17 protein-coding genes are annotated in these 17520 nt (G+C 44.4%); 10 read left to right on the top strand and 7 right to left on the bottom strand.

Annotated elements, in window-relative coordinates; genetic code table 11:
* Positions 1–11: 11 nt before the first annotated feature.
* A complete protein-coding gene (gene fdhD, locus HCJ54_RS09785; RefSeq protein ID WP_187137513.1) occupies positions 12–803 on the top strand; it encodes a formate dehydrogenase accessory sulfurtransferase FdhD in 792 nt (263 codons plus the stop codon).
* A 40-nt stretch (positions 804–843) separates the two neighbouring features.
* Here the strand turns inward: fdhD and HCJ54_RS09780 are convergent, their stop codons facing one another.
* Together HCJ54_RS09780 and HCJ54_RS09775 are read right to left on the bottom strand one after the other, a co-directional pair.
* Entirely contained in the window at positions 844–1716 is an 873-nt protein-coding gene (locus tag HCJ54_RS09780) for an NmrA family NAD(P)-binding protein (protein WP_244966934.1), read from the bottom strand.
* The gene (locus HCJ54_RS09775; RefSeq protein WP_187137511.1) at positions 1709–2125 is read right to left on the bottom strand and encodes a MarR family winged helix-turn-helix transcriptional regulator; all 417 of its coding nucleotides are present in this window, start codon (positions 2123–2125) and stop codon (positions 1709–1711) included. The genes HCJ54_RS09780 and HCJ54_RS09775 overlap by 8 nt, the downstream gene beginning before the upstream one ends.
* A 121-nt stretch (positions 2126–2246) precedes the next feature.
* Between HCJ54_RS09775 and HCJ54_RS09770 the strand changes: the two genes are divergently transcribed.
* Complete coding sequence (locus tag HCJ54_RS09770; RefSeq protein WP_187137510.1) at positions 2247–2750, top strand: hypothetical protein; 504 nt, start codon at positions 2247–2249, stop codon at positions 2748–2750.
* 42 nt (positions 2751–2792) lie between these two features.
* Here the strand turns inward: HCJ54_RS09770 and HCJ54_RS15585 are convergent, their stop codons facing one another.
* From HCJ54_RS15585 to HCJ54_RS09755, 3 genes are all read right to left on the bottom strand, one after another.
* On the bottom strand, positions 2793–4316 hold the full coding sequence (locus HCJ54_RS15585) for an LPXTG cell wall anchor domain-containing protein (protein WP_187137509.1): 1524 nt from the start codon (positions 4314–4316) through the stop codon (positions 2793–2795).
* Between the two features lie 297 nt (positions 4317–4613).
* Entirely contained in the window at positions 4614–5003 is a 390-nt protein-coding gene (locus HCJ54_RS09760; protein WP_187137508.1) for a hypothetical protein, read from the bottom strand.
* Positions 5004–5030: 27 nt separating this feature from the next.
* Complete coding sequence (locus tag HCJ54_RS09755; RefSeq protein WP_187137507.1) at positions 5031–6164, bottom strand: Tle-like phospholipase domain-containing protein; 1134 nt, start codon at positions 6162–6164, stop codon at positions 5031–5033.
* Positions 6165–6280: 116 nt separating this feature from the next.
* On the opposite strand from HCJ54_RS09755, the gene HCJ54_RS09750 reads away from it, so the two are divergent.
* From HCJ54_RS09750 to HCJ54_RS09735, 4 genes are all read left to right on the top strand, one after another.
* Positions 6281–6601 (top strand): DUF1433 domain-containing protein, encoded by a 321-nt coding sequence (locus HCJ54_RS09750; protein ID WP_187137506.1) that lies wholly within the window; start codon positions 6281–6283, stop codon positions 6599–6601.
* A 71-nt stretch (positions 6602–6672) separates the two neighbouring features.
* The gene (locus HCJ54_RS09745; RefSeq protein WP_187137505.1) at positions 6673–7008 is read left to right on the top strand and encodes a DUF1433 domain-containing protein; all 336 of its coding nucleotides are present in this window, start codon (positions 6673–6675) and stop codon (positions 7006–7008) included.
* Between the two features lie 142 nt (positions 7009–7150).
* Positions 7151–7966, top strand: a complete 816-nt coding sequence (locus HCJ54_RS09740; protein ID WP_187137504.1) for a Cof-type HAD-IIB family hydrolase — start codon at positions 7151–7153, stop codon at positions 7964–7966.
* 49 nt (positions 7967–8015) lie between these two features.
* Entirely contained in the window at positions 8016–8273 is a 258-nt protein-coding gene (locus tag HCJ54_RS09735; protein ID WP_187137503.1) for a hypothetical protein, read from the top strand.
* A gap of 65 nt (positions 8274–8338) precedes the next feature.
* Here the strand turns inward: HCJ54_RS09735 and HCJ54_RS09730 are convergent, their stop codons facing one another.
* Positions 8339–9232, bottom strand: coding sequence for a tyrosine-protein phosphatase (locus tag HCJ54_RS09730; protein WP_187137502.1), 894 nt, complete (start codon positions 9230–9232; stop codon positions 8339–8341).
* Positions 9233–9350: 118 nt separating this feature from the next.
* On the opposite strand from HCJ54_RS09730, the gene HCJ54_RS09725 reads away from it, so the two are divergent.
* Positions 9351–10184 carry a class I SAM-dependent methyltransferase gene (locus HCJ54_RS09725; protein WP_187137501.1) on the top strand — a complete coding sequence of 278 codons (834 nt, stop codon included), beginning with the start codon at positions 9351–9353 and terminating at the stop codon, positions 10182–10184.
* 5 nt (positions 10185–10189) lie between these two features.
* On the opposite strand, the gene HCJ54_RS15625 is transcribed toward HCJ54_RS09725, so the two are convergent.
* Positions 10190–10948, bottom strand: coding sequence for an SIS domain-containing protein (locus tag HCJ54_RS15625; protein WP_187137500.1), 759 nt, complete (start codon positions 10946–10948; stop codon positions 10190–10192).
* 182 nt (positions 10949–11130) lie between these two features.
* Between HCJ54_RS15625 and HCJ54_RS09715 the strand changes: the two genes are divergently transcribed.
* The 3 genes from HCJ54_RS09715 (at position 11131) to HCJ54_RS09705 (ending at position 17442) form a co-directional block, all read left to right on the top strand.
* Complete coding sequence (locus HCJ54_RS09715) at positions 11131–13134, top strand: fructose-specific PTS transporter subunit EIIC (protein ID WP_187137499.1); 2004 nt, start codon at positions 11131–11133, stop codon at positions 13132–13134.
* A gap of 68 nt (positions 13135–13202) precedes the next feature.
* Positions 13203–15779: a glycoside hydrolase family 38 N-terminal domain-containing protein gene (locus HCJ54_RS09710; RefSeq protein ID WP_187137498.1), complete on the top strand. Its 2577-nt coding sequence runs from the start codon at positions 13203–13205 to the stop codon at positions 15777–15779.
* 4 nt (positions 15780–15783) lie between these two features.
* Positions 15784–17442: a sugar phosphorylase gene (locus HCJ54_RS09705; RefSeq protein ID WP_187137560.1), complete on the top strand. Its 1659-nt coding sequence runs from the start codon at positions 15784–15786 to the stop codon at positions 17440–17442.
* The last annotated feature ends 78 nt before the right edge of the window (positions 17443–17520 follow it).

Genomic DNA, 17520 nt, shown 5'->3' with positions numbered 1-17520 from the left:
TGGGGACGAGGATGGAAACGACGGCTGGGATTGGGATTCGGCGTTTTAAAGAGGGGCATATGTTTGATGATGTGGCGACGGTGGCAGTTGAGTATCCGCTGACGATTTATGTGAATGAGGAGGAGCTGGTGACGATTGTCTGTACGCCGGAATATGCCGAGGATTTGGTGATTGGTTTTCTGACTTCGGAGGGAATTGTGCGCGGTGTGGCGGATATTGACCGTGTGGAAATCGTTGAGGCGACGGGGCATGCGAAGGTGACGGCTAATTTTGTGAATAAATTTAATGCCAAATACCGTGCGAAACGCTACATCACGTCTTGTTGCGGGAAATCGCGGGAGAACTTCTATTTTCAGTCGGATGCATCGCTTGTGGAGACGCGAAATGAGACGGATTTGGTGTTGCGCCCAGCGGAGATTTTCGATTTGATGTCACGATTTGAGGCGGATTCGGATACGTTTCGTAAGACTGGCGGTGTGCATAACGCTGCGCTTTGTAGTCGTGATGAGGTGATTTGTGTGCGGATGGACATTGGTCGGCACAACGCGCTTGATAAAATTTACGGGCATTGCTTGAAGTCCGAAATTTCGATGAGCGACAAGGCGATTATTTTTAGCGGTCGGATTTCCTCGGAGATTTTAGTAAAGACCGCGAAAATCGGCTGCGGCATTATTTTATCGCGTTCGGCACCCACGGAGCTTGCGATAGAAATGGCGCGGGAGCTTAATATTACGGCTGTCGGGTTTATTCGAGGGGACGGTTTTAGTGTTTATAGCGGGCAACAGCGGATTTTGGAGGGTTAGAAAAAGCGCCGAACCTCGTGTTAGAGATTTGGCGCTTTTATCATAGAAACGATGTGCGGTAATCCTCAATATATTGACTTATTGAAGTAGGTTCTCGCTTTAAAAGCTCTTTCGCAGTGGGGGTGACTTTTTTCGCGTTGCCTAATTGTGTAATCAAATATAGCATCGTCATGACATTCGCATAGGCTTTCGGGGTGCCACGCTTCATCATCGTTGATCTGAAATGCCATAGTGACGGCTTACTATAGGTTATTTTTTTGCCTAAAATAGTGGTCATTCTATTAGCAACTTCATAGTAACTCACCGCTTCTTTCCCAGTAATACTATATTTTTGCTGAAGGTGCTGAGGGGTATTCATGAGACAAATTGCGGCAATTTCGCCAATATCGCGTGTATCAATAAAACTAGTTTTTGCTTTGCCGGCCGGGATAAATAAATCCTGGTTTTTCTGAATGTCCATTTGGTGGGTCGTATTCAGGTTCTGCATAAAGAAACTAGGCCGCAAGAAAGTATATGGCAACTCGAGACGCATCATTTCTTTCTCGATTTTATGATGAGGCGTGACTGGATTTTTCTCGACGCCAATTAAAGAGACGAATAGCACATGAGCGATAGATTGCGCTTTTAAAAAGTGTAAAAATGGAAACATGTCTTCTTTAGGCGTTGATAGCTGCGGGGGACGGACAAAAAAGACTTTTGTAACTCCTTCTAATGTGTCAGGGAAAGTACTGCTATCTAAAAAGTCGAAATGCATAACGTCTACCAATGAATTATCTTCCCACAAAGCTTTACTTTTTTCAGGATTCGACACGCCTGCACGTACAGCTACTCCATGTTCAGTTAGCGTTTGAACAACGGAAAAGCCGATATTTCCTGTGGCGCCAAGCACTAGTATTTTCTCCAAATCAGTCATTCCTTTCTAATTTTTTCTTTAGTAAATCCACAAAAAGGCGCTGTTCTTCTGGTGTATAGGTGGATAAAAAAGAGGACGTTACTTCTTGGCTCGAAGATTCTAGTTGTGGGATAATCTTATAAGCTTGGGGTGTTAGTTTCAAAGAAAAGGAGCGTTTATCCTGAGTGCTGGCATGTTTCACTAGAAATCCTTTTTTCTCAAGCCGAGAAATAATACCAGATGTAGTGGGTTTATCAAAACCGAGTCGCTCTGACAGAAGAGCACTTGTTACTTGATGGTTCTCAAGTAGTTGGAGATGTTTCAAAATGGCCCATTGTGCGCTCGTTACGTCGTGCTTTTCTAACGCTTGATTCAAATCATGACGCAGTTTTTTCGCACTATTCATTAATAAATAACCAAAATCGTCCATGGTATCACCTTTCCAAAAAAGTAATAAAAGCATATAGTTAGTATACTAACTATATGCTTTTATTACAAGCTTTACTGACTATGTACTATAATGAAAAGATAAACTGTTGGGAGGTTGGATTGTGAGTCAGTTAGAAAATTATTTTCCATTCGGGATTGAGAAAAGTCTATTTCACGTCATTTCTTCCGAGCCACATATTTTGAAAAAACTGCAACACCAAGCTTTTCATGAGAGTCGGATATCCATTTTGTTCACAACGAAGATTTGGAAGCTAGCCGATTTTCAGATGGAGTTTCCTGAATTGGAATGTGAAGAAATGCAGCTCAAAAAGAAATACATATTCGTGAAAAATGTGCCGTCCAATTATCCCAAAATGCTACATTTGATGGAGATTTATAAGAATTCGGGATTGGAGATGTATCTTTTTTTAACGGATGAGTTGAAATACCGCTGGTTAGAAGAAGAGGTGATGACGCCAGTTTTGATGCGGAAAAAGGTGATCTCTCAAATGGTTATAGATTTGGCAAATGAGGATTTATTGCTATTTTTCAATCAGGACGGAAGTAAGACACATGCAATTGGAGTCGGGGAAGAGTGGCGGGAGAAATTGATTAGTTTTCAATAAACGCAAAAAAGGCGCAAAATCTGATTTTGCGCCTTTTTATTCTTAGGAACGTTTTCTCAAATACAATAAAGCTGTTGCAGAAAGCAGTAGACCGAAGACAACAAACCCGTTTGTGCTTGAATCTCCTGTTTTTGGCAATTCTTCTACTCTTGCAGGTACGATTTCATTCCCAGTTGCTTGTGCTTGTCCTGTTTCTGAATTCGCTGGGGCTTTAGAAATAGTAGATGATTTCACTTCTTGAATTTGTTTCGTGCCGTACGTATAATGTGTGACATCACTGACACCACCGTTATCATCGACAGCAATTAGATAAGCTGTTTCACCTGGTTGTAGCGGGCGATCAAGAACGGCATGGTAGCTACCAGAGTAGTCCACGCGTGTTTCAGCTAGAACTTCTTCAGTGTCTTCTGTAATAACGAAAAGTGTTGTATCGGGCTCTGTACCACCATAAATGTCTGTATCTGTACTCATATCGAAGTTAACAGATGGGGCAGAGTAAAGCATGATGCCCATAACAGAGATAACTTGATACTGGAAATTAAGCGTAGAAATGTTACCACTAGCGTCTTCAGCTACGATAACGGTACTTCCCGCACCAATATTTGCAGTGTCTAAATATTTATCACCATTTTGGAAATAGACTTTAACGTAGCCAGAGTTATCTGTTGCATTCACAAGCTCTTCAGCTGTCCATTCTTCACCGGGCCATACGTAGAAAACATCGTCATCTTGACTGATGAATGGCTTCGTTGTGTCTACCACTTTGTAATTAACTGTGATAGTGCTTGTAGTGGAACCATTTGATGCTGAAATTTCTACGGATTGTGCGCCAAGTTTGTTTGTTACTGGCTGTGTTTTGAAGGAAAGTGTCAGATTCGCGGCACCTTTAGTTACAAAAGTACTTGGTGTAGCTGTCGCATCATTTAGTTCTAATGTGACGTTGTTTTTTGCTGTAGCAAGTACAGTTGTTTCTGGTTTTGGATCTGTCTTACCTGGATCTGGTTTCGTTGGTTGCTCAGGATCTGTTGTTCCAGGATCAGGTTTTACTGGTTTCACAGGATCCGGTTTCGTTGGTGTTTCAGGATCTGGTTTTACAGGTTCCACTGGATCTGGATTCGGCGTTACCGGATTTTCTGTCTCAGGATCAGGAGTCACAGGTGTTTCAGGATCCGGTGTTACAGGTTCAGGATCTGGCGTCGGTGTTACGTTCGGGTCTGCGTCAACTGTATAGCTGACCGTGATTTCTTCCGATGATCCGTCGTTGTAGGTAACTACAATCGTTGTTTCGAAAGTACCTACTGTGTCGTTCTCAGCGGCTACATCATCCTTGTAAGTTAAGACTGGAGCGCGATCTTGGCTAAAAATTTGCACAAAATCAGCTGGAATAATGTGATAACCTTGTGTTACATGAACATTAGGTTTTGCTGCGACGTCAGTAGTTTCCCAAGCAAGTTGTTGCTGTGCGTCCTGTTGGGATGTCATTTCCTCGGCGAATACAGGACTTACAGTTGAAAACGTTAGTCCAAATACTAGCGCGATGCTAATCGTTTTTTCTTTTAAGTACATGAATGTCTCCCCTTTTTAATATGCTTATTTTCTATTGTACAAGGTATCAATTTCTTTGGCTAGCAAAAAAATGTACATTTTAAGGTGAAATTTATCGAGTTCACAGTTTGTTCACATTTTCTTTTAATGTAGGAATTGGATTTAAAACTAGAGTTTTGCTATGTTTTGGAGTTTGTTATTTGAGATATGCCAACAGTTTTGAGGCTTTTTTTGGTAATTGAAGTTAGGATATATGCTTATTTACTTTGGAATAGTTGATATAATTGGGAAATATATCAGGATTTTTTGTCGTATATATTATATGTGAAAATTGATTTTGCAGCTTTTTTTGAGTTCTTGGAAATCTTCTTCGCGATCTGTGCAAAGCTTTCGTATTTCATTTTGTAATTGTGAACTAATCGCGTCGCCAGTTTTACTTTCGAAGGAGATACCGAGTTGACTTTGAATTCGGGTAAGTTCGCGTCCCCAATCGTCAAACATTGTTTCCTTACCGTGCAGGATGTGAGCAGAATCTTCTGCTAAATTGTTAGCATCACGTAGTATATCACGTTTCAAAGCTGCGAGTTGAAGTTGCCTTTCGAATTCTGTTTTTTGAGATTTTAAAGCGCCGACCGTTGCATCCGCACCAGCTAGAATCGCCTTAGCAATCTCTACTTCTATTTGTCTAATTTCATGAAATAAATCCATTTTGTTCCCCCGTTTTTATCTATTTGTTTATTTCAAAAAATTAACCGCGTTACCGGCCGCAATGCCAACTAAGCTGCCAATTGTGCGGTCTAAATCATGACCGAGATGGATATCTGTTTGCTGCATTTGGTGCCCCGCATTGCCGATTTCATTTGCGAATTGTTGCAGGTGGTACTGCCGTTCTAACAACTTATTAAGTAAATCATGCAAAATTTCTTCGTCGTGGAAACGGTAGACACCTTCTGTTTTTTTGACAGCGAGGTCGTGCATCACATCGTCTACATCGTTTTCGTTCAGTAAATCGTATTCACCTCCATATGTAGCATCGTTGAATTTACGCACCATTTTCTGGACTGCATCGCTTTCGGCTTGACGAAAATCTTCAATGAGGCGAACCATGCGATCAATGTCTGCCGCTACATCTTTCATTCGATTCGCAAGCGCTTTAATTTCATCAGGAGAAATGGCAAGTTTCGTGGCGCCATTGCTACCGAACTGGTTGCGGAAACCTTCTGTTAAGTGAGCATTTAGTGGATCGCTGGCCGCGCCGTTTTTGGAATAATATTGTTGGTAAAATACGAAAGCATCGGGAGGTAGTAATCCTACAACATCGCCATGGTGTCGGAAATCTTTGATGAGATGGAAGTACGCGCCATCCTTTGCTTTTGCCTGTTCGTCGGGTGTTAGTTTGTTGAATGAACGGGCAGCGGCGAAGGTTATGGCGGGTTTGGTATGTTTGACAGCTTCGTATTGAGCGAGTGCGCCGCCGAGACTGTGGCCTGTGAAGCTGTAGTTTTTGGTTGTGTGTTTGGATAGTGTGGTGTTTACGAAATTATTGTAGGTTGTAAACTGATCGTCTTTTTTTGCAGGGGATGTAGTTGCTAATTTGGTGTTCTGGTTCCAGTCAGCTCCTTCCTCAGAGCCTCTCGACATGAAGACCATATGGCTAAACTCTTTGATAGACCCTGCTTTCCATGTTTTGTATTCACCAAGCGGGACAACAGCGGCTGCTTGTAAGCCGTTTTTATTATCTATCGAATTTACTGTAATCCATTTTGTTTTACCGATATCTTTCAGTGTTAGTACGTTGTATTTTCTTAGTACTTCACTATCATACACAGCATCGGCTAAATAAAAATTAGTTTCTTCTGTTATTTTCATCTCCATTTTGCTCCCTTTATGTTATGATATGGTGGGGTGATTACATGAAAAAATGGTTAATTGTTTCTAGTATCTTACTGGTATTTATTTTCATTATAACAGGAGGAGTATACATTATGAAAGAAAAAGAAAATCAAAAAGCGGAAGATGAATTAGCAGAGTTGATTGCTACAGAAAAACCGCGTATTGAAAAATATTTCAAGTATAATTTTACAGGAGTGAATCAGATAACTGTGACTGGGGCAGAGATTCATCCAACTGGTATACCACATATCAAAGGTTATGTGAATAATGATAAAGATTTATATTTTAATGCAGCAGTACATAAAGATCATTTTGAAGGGGATTTGAGTATTCCGTATGGGCTGGAGGAGAGGCAGAAAAGTGATTTGTCTGTTTCGGAGATTGAAGAGCATGAACAGGGAGACAAGGAATGAGAACGAGTAGATTTATTTTCCTAGTGCTAGTAGCATTCTGGTTATTTATTATCGTAGGCAGTTTCATCTTTGTGAAGAAAGAAATAGATGAGCGAAAATTAGCGAGAGAGGCAGCGGTTGATAAATTGATCGTGGAAGAAAGCCCAAGGGTAGAAAAATATTTAAAGTATAACTATGAAAATATAGATTCTGTTGTAATTACAGGGGTGGATATTAATCCGACAGGAATCCCGCATATTAAAGGATATGTGAATGGGGATAGGAAACTATCTTTTGATGCTGGTGTATATGATGAGCATTATGAAGGGGCTTTGATTATAAGTGGTGAATCATTTCCTCATGCAAAGAGCCCCAATCAGGAGGTGCTGTCAGTTTCAGAAATTGAAGAGATAGAGAAACGGGAATAGTATGTAAAGCGACGGTGATTTTTATGCTGTGTTTTTTTGTAGCGCAAGCCGTGACAACTCACCAAAACTCCTTTATAATTCGAGTAGTAATGGCGTCCGCTGATGAGGCGCTTTTAGATAAGTTTGGAAGGGTGATTTTGTAATGGAAACGGTTGTAACGGATATGGACGGAACGCTACTGGCTAAGGGCGGTGCGGTGATTCAGCCGCTGAATAAAGAGGTGTTGCTGGATTGGCAGAAGCGCGGCAAGAAATTGGTGCTGGCGACTGGGCGTTTGGATTTGGCGATTATGCCATTTATTCATGAGCTCGGGATCACGATGCCGGTTATTTCTTGTAACGGTGCGCTTGTTCGCGATTTTGGAAAGAATGAAATTTTGATGAAAAGCGATATTTCGTATGATTTGTTGGGTCAGGTGATTGAGTTGGTGCGCGGGTTTGGCGTGGATTATCACGTGTATACGACGGAGCGAATTGTTGGCCCTACTGTAACGGGGAAAATTGCTGGGTTTGTCGAGGCGAATAAAACACTTCCTGAAAATGAGCAAGTGCCGCTTACTGTGACGGCGGATGTTGTTGGGGAAATCGAGCGTTCCGGCGAGTTTGCGCTGAAGGTTCTGGTGCTTTCGGATGATGCGGATAAACGTGTGGCGGTGCGCGAAGCTTTGGCGAAATTACCGCTTTCTGTGATGGCTTCTGGCACGACGCTGATTGATATTATGAATGTTGGCATCGATAAATCGCATGGCCTCGCGTATTTGGATGAAGCTGGCTGGCTTAATTTGGAGACGACGATTGCGTTTGGCGATAATGAGAATGATATCGGCATGATCGAACTTGCCAAAATGGGCGTGGCGATGGAGAACAGCATTCCAGAGACGTTGGCGATTGCGGATCATGTCGCAGGGCATCACGATACCGGCGGACTCGGCCAGTTTTTACTTGATTTTGAGAAGTAACGTGTTATGCTGAAATTGGAAGAAATTTTATCTAGGGAGCTGATTCAACATGGAAGAGGAAGAACGCTTTGATCTAGGACACACGGTGAAGAAAATTTTCATGATTGGTATCGCGGCTGGGCTTATTTTCATTGGCTTTATAGCGCTGATGACACTGATCGGAATCGTGATCGCGATTCCACTACTGAAAAAAGCTTATCGGATGATGACGTCAAACGGAGACGGATCATGTGCACATGAGAAACACAAGATAAAATGCCCAATTTGTAAGGCAAAAGCGAAATTTTACGGGGACAAAATCGAATAACAACGAACGAAAATGTGATCAGCAATTCGCGCTAAATTCGGCGGAGACTGATCACATTTTTATATTTATTGAAGATAGGCTTTTCTGAGTGTTTTGATATCTTTATTCGTTAAGCCGAGTCCTTTTTTGAGGAACGCGTCGGTGTTGCCGTATTGCGCCTTGATTTCATCAAACGCAGCATTCAAATAAGATGGGCGGACGTCGAGAATAGCTTTCATGCCAGCCAGAATTTTTGGATTATCGGTTTGTTTTGCAAGGGCATCGAGGGTTTTCTGATTTTCGGCCGCGCGATATTTATTGGAAAGCAGATAGTCGTTCATAATCGTTTTTTGATCGACGCCAAGCGCTGCGAGTACGAGTGCTGTCCCAAAACCGGTACGATCTTTACCCGCGGTACAATGCCAAAGGACAGCGCCATCTTTATTGTCTAGCAACTCTTGAAAGAAAAGTTTGTAGCCATCGATCGATTGCTGGTCGGTGACGAAACTTTTATTGGCGTCGATTAGAAATTGCTCGGGATTGTCCATTTTCGCGAGGCTGGTCATCATATCTTGTGCGCTTGTCGATGAACCGTTGTCTTTCATAATCGAGTCATGAATATAATCGACGTTTTTGATGACAGGATCAGGTTTCGCTTTCACCTCGGAATCGGTACGAAAATCGATAATTTCAGCCAGACCATATGTGGAAGTCAGTTTTTTGATATCGTTTTTGGAAAGATTGGCAAGTTCGGCGGCACGGATTAGTTTGTGGGACTTAATCGTTTTGCCATCGGTCGTTTTGTAGCCACCAAGATCACGAATATTTACGGCACCGTCCAGCTTAATTTGACCACCCGGCTTGACCTGTGTTTGGGTTTGTTTGGCGGCGAACGAGTTCAGGTCACTAGGACCACACCCGGCGAGCAGTAAAGAGCTTCCAACAACGACAACACCAGTAACAGTTACGAATTTATTCAAATTTTTCCCCTCCTCATACGCCTTATTATAGCGAGCAAAATGCCGATTCGTTTTGAGGTTCTGTAAAGAGGGTGTAAAGAATCACGCGAAAAAAGTAAAGTTGGAAAGGATGTTACATATGAAGGCAAAAACGGAAAAAATTGTGGCGTGCATGCTTCGGGATGCGGCGTCGGACGAGGTTCAAACAGTACAAACAGGGCATCGCATCAAGCTTGCGGAATTCTGGGGAATAAAAGAGGGTGACAAGGTACTAGAGGTCGGCTGTGGGCAAGGCGACACGACGGCAGTATTAGCCTATCATGTTGGCAAAACTGGCTCTGTTTATGCGGTCGACATCGCTTCACCAGATTACGGCGCGCCATTCACACTCGCTCAATCGACGTATTATTTGTTGCAGTCGGAGCTCGGATCGCGCATTGAATTTAAGCTGGAAACGGATATTTTGCGTGGTGATTTGGCGTTTGAAGACCAAGCGTTTGACGTCGCAGTTATCTCGCATGCGTCCTGGTATTTCAGTTCCAAAGCCGAACTTCTTGAAATGCTCCAAGTTGTGAAAAAATGGGCGAAACGGATTTGTTTTGCGGAGTGGAACCCGCAGATTACGGATCCGCGACAGGAATCGCATTTGTTGGCGGTGTTGGTGCAGGCGCAATATGAGGCGTTTAAGTCAGAAACCGAATCGAATGTGCGGACGTTTATCACGCCGGATGATATCTCGGAAATGGCGCAGAGTCAAGGGTGGCGGGTGATGAGCGAAGGTGATATTTGGACGCCGGAAATGCAAGATGCGGGGTGGGAGGCGTCGTTTGTCGTCAACCATATCGCGGAGGAAATCGCGAAACAAGAGGCGCTACCGGCGAAGTTTAAAGAGTTGCTGTTGACGCAGGCGAATCTGATTCAGGTGGACACGGTGCTGCCAATGAGTTCGTATTGTTGTGTGATAGAGGGGTAAAAACATCATTTATCGCGCTCTAACATCTTTTTCAGGTATACTTCTAGCAAAATATCCGCTTGAATCATCAGTCCAGAACGCGATGTAATATCATATCCAGCGTAAGAAACGGTCGGGATATCGCTGCTCAGATTCGTATCCATGAGCTGTGAGAGCGCGCTATCCCCATGGTTCGTAATCGCGAACATAAAACAACCGCTATACTCCAGTTTCTGCGCGGCCTGAACTAGCGTTTTCGTGTCGCCGCTCATCGATACAAACAGAATAACATCGTTCGGCTTAATAAAACTCGGCAAAAGGTCAATAATATGCGATTCATAGGCGTACATCGTCGGCTTCTGCACTTGAATCAGCCGTTTCCCAATGTATTCACCGATCATTTTAGTCAAACCAACAGAAACCACAATAACGGTGTTCGCGTTCAGAATTTTCGTGGCGATATAATCCATTTTTGGAAGGTCAATGGCATGAATGGTCTGGGTCAGCTGGGCCAAATAATCTTCTTTGAGACTCCCGTTTTCGCGAGTCTTTTTTTGATTGCTGAAACTGGCTAAAATAAATTTGAATTCTGAAAAGCCTTGCAAACCAAGCTTGTGGCACATCCGGATAATCGTGGTGTTAGACGTATTTAGTATCTCGGCCAAGTTGGTTAGCGTGATATCTTTCACCTGTTCGATATGATTATCCGCGTAATAAAAAACATATTTCTCCGAGTCACTCAAATTCGTAATATCCTCGACAAAACGTTCTGCTACTTTTCCCACTTCAAAAAACCTCCAATCGCTTCATTTCCTACTTTATCACGATTGGAAAGAGAATAATAGTGTGCACTGTACAATTATACGGATTCTGTATGAAAAGGCTTTCGACTTTATGCTATACTGCGATTATACTTTCGAAAGGTATTCTGTAAGCGAATTCATGAACTTAGAAAAGAGGATTGACGATGAATTTAAAAGAGATGACAACGCAAAATTTAGTTTTCTATGACATCGAAGCTACGTCAAAGGAAGAAGTAATCTCATTTTTAGTGGATCATTTAGACAAGGAAGGCTATATATCGGATAAAGCGGCGTTTCAACAGGCTGTTTTAGAGCGTGAGGCGCATTCGGCAACTGGAATGGAGCGCGGTTTAGCAATTCCACACGGCAAATCGAGTGTCGTGAATAAAGCTGTTTTCACTGTGGCAAAATTGAAAACACCGTTAGCGGCGAACGCTTGGGAGTCTGTGGACCCGACGAATCAGGTTTCGCTAGTATTTTTGTTAGCGATTCCAGACGAGGAAGCAGGCACGACGCATTTGAAACTGTTGGCGGAACTTAGTGGCCGTTTGATGAACGCATCGTATTTGGACGGATTGCTTGCGGCGCCTAGTAAGGAGGCCCTTTTTGCAGCGCTTGGTGATGAAGTGGTGACAGAAATCGTGGCTGGTGATTCAGCCTATGCTGGGAAATCGGTGTTGGCAATCACGGCTTGCGCGACGGGTATTGCCCACACGTACATGGCCGCAGAAGCGTTGGAACAGGCAGGTAAAGAGTTAGGAATCGATGTTCGTGTCGAAAAGCAGGGCGCGAACGGGATGGAAGATACACACGACGCGGCAGCGATTGCAAAAGCAGACGCGATTTTGTTCGCCGTGGATACGAAAGTGAAGGAGAAAGAACGCTTTGTCGGCAAAAATTACGTCAAAGTCAAAGTTGCTGATCCGTTGCGACACGCGAAGGAAATCCTGATTCGGACGCTGTCAGACCCAGATGGTACAGTGACGGCGAGCGCAGAATCGGAGGGCGTTGTTGCAAGCAAAAATCAAAAAACTGGCTGGAAAAAAGTTGGTGCAGATGTAACGGCAGCTATCATGACTGGAATTTCTTACATGATTCCACTCATCGTTGCGGCAGGCTTGATGCTGGGTATCGCGAAGCTGACGTGGGTTTACGCGCTTGGTCTTGATATCGGCATGATTGGCGATCCGACATACAATAATGTTGGCGGGTTACAAGAGTTTTTACATTACCTTGATGGTTTTGGCAATATGCTCTTCAAGTTCATTTATCCTGTGTTTGGGATGTTTGTGGCGTATGCGATTGCTGACCGAGTTGGCTTGATTGCCGGTTTTGCGGGTGGTTTGTTCGCAGGCGGCTTGCATTATACGTTCTGGGGAGTTGAAGGCGGTATTCCAAGCGGTTTCCTAGGCGCGCTTATCTTAGGTCTAACAGCAGGTTACGTTGCAAAATTCTTGAATCAACGTGTTAAATTATCAAAAAATCTGGTGGCGATGAAGCCAATGCTAATCGTGCCGGGAATCAGTGTTTTGGTTATTTTTATCTTGAATTTATATGTTATTGATCCGGTATTCGGGCATCTTAATAAATGGATTGCGGACACGATTGCGAGTATGAGTACGTCAGGGACGCTTAGTCTTTCGGCGATGATTGCTGCTGCAACCGCATTTGATCTTGGTGGTCCGGTGAATAAAGCGGCGGGTGCGATTGCGATTGGCTTGTCAGCGGATGGTATTTTCCCGTTGACACCGCGTGTGTTGGCGATTGTTATTCCACCGCTAGGCATCGGTTTGGCGACGATTATTGACCGTTTCGTCGTTGGACGCCGCGTCTTTTCACAAGATTTGCGTTTGCTCGGAAATACGTCATTCTTGCTCGGGTTTTTAGCGATTTCAGAAGGCGCGATTCCGTTCATGCTTCGCAACCCGCTGATCACGATCCCGCTGAATCTAATCGGTGCAATCGCTGGCGCATGTACAGGTGTAGCACTTGGCGCGGTACAGTGGCTACCACTTCCAGCTATCTGGGGGTGGCCGCTTGTTGAGAATTTGCCAGCGTATCTTGTCGGCCTACTAGTCGGCGTCGCGATTATTGCGTTCGGTAATATTTTCATTCGGTACGCGATTATTAAACGGAAAGAACGCAATGGCGAAAAAATTGATTATTAAATAGACATGTTGGGACTCAGCAATTTGGGGTCCCAATCCGTTTTTATAGAGATTGTGAGGTTTTAAAAATGACAAACGAAGAAAAAATAGTTCACGTGGTGCCGCATGCGCATTGGGATCGTGAATGGTATTTTACAATAGAGGATTCGAACGTGATGCTGATCGAGAATTTGCGTCATTTGATGGATGTTTTGGAGCGGGATGAGGCGTACAAGTCATTCGTATTTGACGCGCAGATGTCGGTAATCGAGGATTTTCTCGCGATTTTACCGGAGAAAAAGGAACAATTGCAGGAACTTATTACGCAAAAACGGCTTTTTGTCGGGCCTTGGTATACGCAGACGGACACGTTACTTGTGCATAAAGAGTCGATGATTCGGAATTTATTGTACGGATCGCGCGCGGCGGCAGAAATGGGACATAGCATGAAAATTGGTTATTTGCCAGATATATTTGGACAAAATGCGTATTTGCCGTCTATCTTTCAGTCTTTTGGGATGGAATACGCGATTTTGCAACGTGGTCTGTACACGGAAGATGTCGCGACGGATTTGAATTTTCGCTGGGTAGCTCCGGATGGCGTGATGGCGAAAACGAACTATATGTATTTTGGCTACGGGCCGGGGAAGTTTTTGGCGACGGATGTGGATTATGTAGCAGGGACGTTGACGCCGATTTTGGATACGTTGCGGGGGATGAATGCATCGACGCCGCACATGTTGCTTCCGGCGGGCGGTGATCAGGTGTTGGTGCGGGAACATTTTCCGAAGACCGTGCGGGCGTTGAATGCGCAACAATCGGATTATCGCTTTGTGTTATCGGATTATGAGACGTTTATGGATGCGGCGTGGGAGAACGCGGAATTCGAGACGGTGATTGAGGGAGAACTACTCGCATCGCAGAAGTCGCGGATTCATAATACGATTCGGTCGCAGCGTGTGGATATTAAACTCGCGAATAGCCGAATCGAGGATAAAATCTATCATCAACTGGAACCGCTGGCGGTGATGGCGAATAAGTATGGCGCGCCGTATCCGAAACGCTGGCTGGATAAGGTTTTTAAACTGTTATTTGATGTCCACGCGCACGATTCTATCGGTGGTTGTAATTCGGACGAGACGAACCGCTCGATTATACACCGTTTGGAGCAGGCTGAGCGTATTTGTGATAGCCTTATCAACGTTTTGAAAAAGCAAATCGCGCGCGGAATTGGGACGGAATATGAGCTGGGAGCCGTTCTTGTTTTTCACTTACTGCCAAAAGCGATGACAAAACAAGTCGAGACGGTCATTTTCACGAAAGGAAAAACGGTGTGTTTGGCGGATGTGTCAGGCGTTGTTGTACCGCAAACGATCTTGTCTCAAGACTACATTTCTGGCGGGAAAAAGGTTGTCGTGACGGCGGACGGGGAGCAAGAAGTCGAAATTCCAGGCTATTATCGCACGGTTGTAAGTGCCGAAATCGCGATGGAACCGCTTAGTTATCAGGTTTTGCAAATCATCGAGGGCGCTGTAAACTTAGTAATGCCAACCGATGCTACTAAAATTGCGAACGACTTTTATACCATCGAAGTGGTAGCAGGAAAATTACAATTAACGACCAAATTTGGCGAGCAACTCTCCAATTTCATGCTATTTGAAGACGTAGCCGATGACGGTGATTCGTATGATTTTTCTCCGCTCGCAGGGGACATTGCGGAACTGGCGAGCACGGCGGAATGCATCGCGGTGAAGCAATCTGATCTCGTTTCAGAAATGACGATTCGCCATACATTAACGCGCGGCGAAGGCACAGAAATCGAGACGACTTTCACACTCAAAAAAGGCGAAGACACGCTTGGCATTAAGCATCGCCTTACGAATAAAACGAAAAATCATCGCATCCGCGTCAGGTTCGAAGCGCCAAATAGCGAGGCAAGTTACGCCGACCAAGCGTTCACTGCTATCAAGCGCGCCAACCTGAATCCTCATTTTGCGAATTGGCGCGAAAGCCGTTTTGCCGAAGCGCCAGTCCCGATTTATCCGCTTGAAAATTTTGCGGTAAGTCTTAGTAGTAAAGGCGCGATTGGCGTTCTGACACAAGGTTTGAAAGAATACGAGGCGACCACGGATTACTTTGCCCTCACGCTTTTCCGGAGTGTCGGATTGCTCGGCAAAGACAATATCGCTTGGCGTCCCGGCCGTGCCTCCGGTATCAACAATAAAGTCGTGGAAACACCAGATGCGCAGATGCTCGGCGACCTAGAATTCAGCTACCATTATCGCTTCACCGCAAGCTTCACGACTGCCGATTGGTTCCACGCAACCGAACGCGTTCGCACACATCAACTCAGCTATCACCTTCAAACGCTGAATAGTTTTGAAGAACGAGTGGAACGTTTCGAACTGCCACAACCAGAAGCAATGCACGGTTTACCAACATCTGCAAGCCTACTCACAATTAGCGAAAATGCCTTTTTCAGCACGTTGAAACAAGCAGAAGACGGTGATGGCATCATATTACGCGCTTTCAACCCAACGGATGAGCCAATCAGCATCAAAGCAAATCATGCAGGCATCGCCGTAAACATGGCCGAATTACCGATAAATGAACTAGCTGAAATAGTACCACAAAGCCATTTGACAATAAAATATAAGGAGCTTTAAAATGATGAAACGATCCGATTTAAATAAGCAACTAAACGATCACTTAGCCACACTTTTTGACGAACCAAAACGCACTGATATCAAGAATCGTTTAGCAAAACTCATCGATGCGCAAGAACAACAAACGATTTCGCAATCCGCCGCGCTTAATGAAAAAAATATGTACCTAATCACATACGGCGACAGCATTCAGTCACCAGGCCAAAAGCCGCTACAAGCCTTGCACACGATGCTTGACGAAACCGTTGCCGATATCATCACGGACGTCCATTTACTCCCAATGTTTCCCTACACATCCGACGACGGTTTTTCCGTGACAGATTACCTGCAAATTGCCCCAGAACTCGGCGACTGGTCTGACATTGACGACCTTGCAGGGAATTATCGACTCATGTACGATTTCGTTGCGAACCATATGTCCGAATCAAGCGACTGGTTCCAACAATTCTTGCAAGAAAAACCAGGATTTGAACACGCTTTTGTGGAAAAAGAGTCAGGTTTTGACGCTACAAACGTTGTCCGCCCGAGAACCAGCCCACTTTTCCACACGTATGGAACATCTGAAAAACAAGTCTGGTCCACGTTCAGCAAAGACCAAGTTGACGTCAATATCCAAGACCCAGCGATGTTCATCCGCCTAACCGAAACGCTACTTACGTACATCACGCGCGGCGCCACATCCATTCGACTAGACGCCATCGGTTTTCTCTGGAAAGAATCTGGCACGACTTGCATTCATTTACCGCAAACCCATACCGTTATCCAAATTTGGCGCCTGCTCACAGACTATTTCGCGCCCAACACACAAATCATCACAGAAACCAATGTGCCGCACAAAGAAAATATCAGTTATTTTGGCGATGGCAACAACGAAGCCCATCAAGTCTACCAATTCCCGTTGCCACCACTCACGTTGCACGCCTTCACGACCCACGACGCGACTCATCTGAGCAATTGGGCAAAAACCATCACGAGGGTGGGAAAAAACGCAACCTATTTCAACTTCCTCGCGTCCCATGATGGTATCGGCATGCGCCCAACAGAAGGCATTCTAACCGACAACGACCGCGAAAAGCTAGCCGAAAAAGTCCTGCAAAACGGCGGTCAAATTTCCTATAAAAACAATCCAGATGGTAGCAAATCCATCTACGAACTCAATATCAATTACAGTGATGCGCTACGCAACACCGGCGAATCCGACGAACGAGCGATTCAAAAAATGCTCGCCGCCCATCACATCCTATTCTCCGTCATGGGCGTTCCAGCGGTTTATTACCATTCCTTATTCGGCTCAAGAAACGACAAAAAAGCCGCCGAAACATCCGGAATCCCAAGACGAATCAACCGCGAAAAACTCGATTTAGCGACATTACAAAACGAACTCGAAATGAACCCATACCGCCAAGCCATTTTTATAGGATTAAAGAAACTGGCGCAAGTTCGTCAAGAAGAAACCTCGTTCAATCCTTACCAGCCGCAAGAAGTGCTTCCGAGTGATAGCCGTATTTTCGCGCTGAAAAGAGGCGATGTTTACTGCTATACAAACGTTAGCGATCAGGCGATTACGATTGAAACTGCGGGCACGAAAAATATACTCACAGGTGAACAAATCAGCGATGGTAAATGTGACTTGCCGCCGTATGGTTATGTTTGGGTGAAATAGCAACACTAGAAATAGAAGCTAGGACTCTTAAAAAATCATGAGTTCGAGCTTCTGTTTTTTGCGTGGATATTTAAGTTA

Origin of the sequence: Listeria grandensis, from assembly GCF_014322885.1 — a bacterium.
Lineage (GTDB): Bacteria > Bacillota > Bacilli > Lactobacillales > Listeriaceae > Listeria_A > Listeria_A grandensis.
The sequence above is the reverse complement of the archived record's forward strand: the minus strand, read 5'-3'. Positions and strand labels throughout refer to the sequence as shown.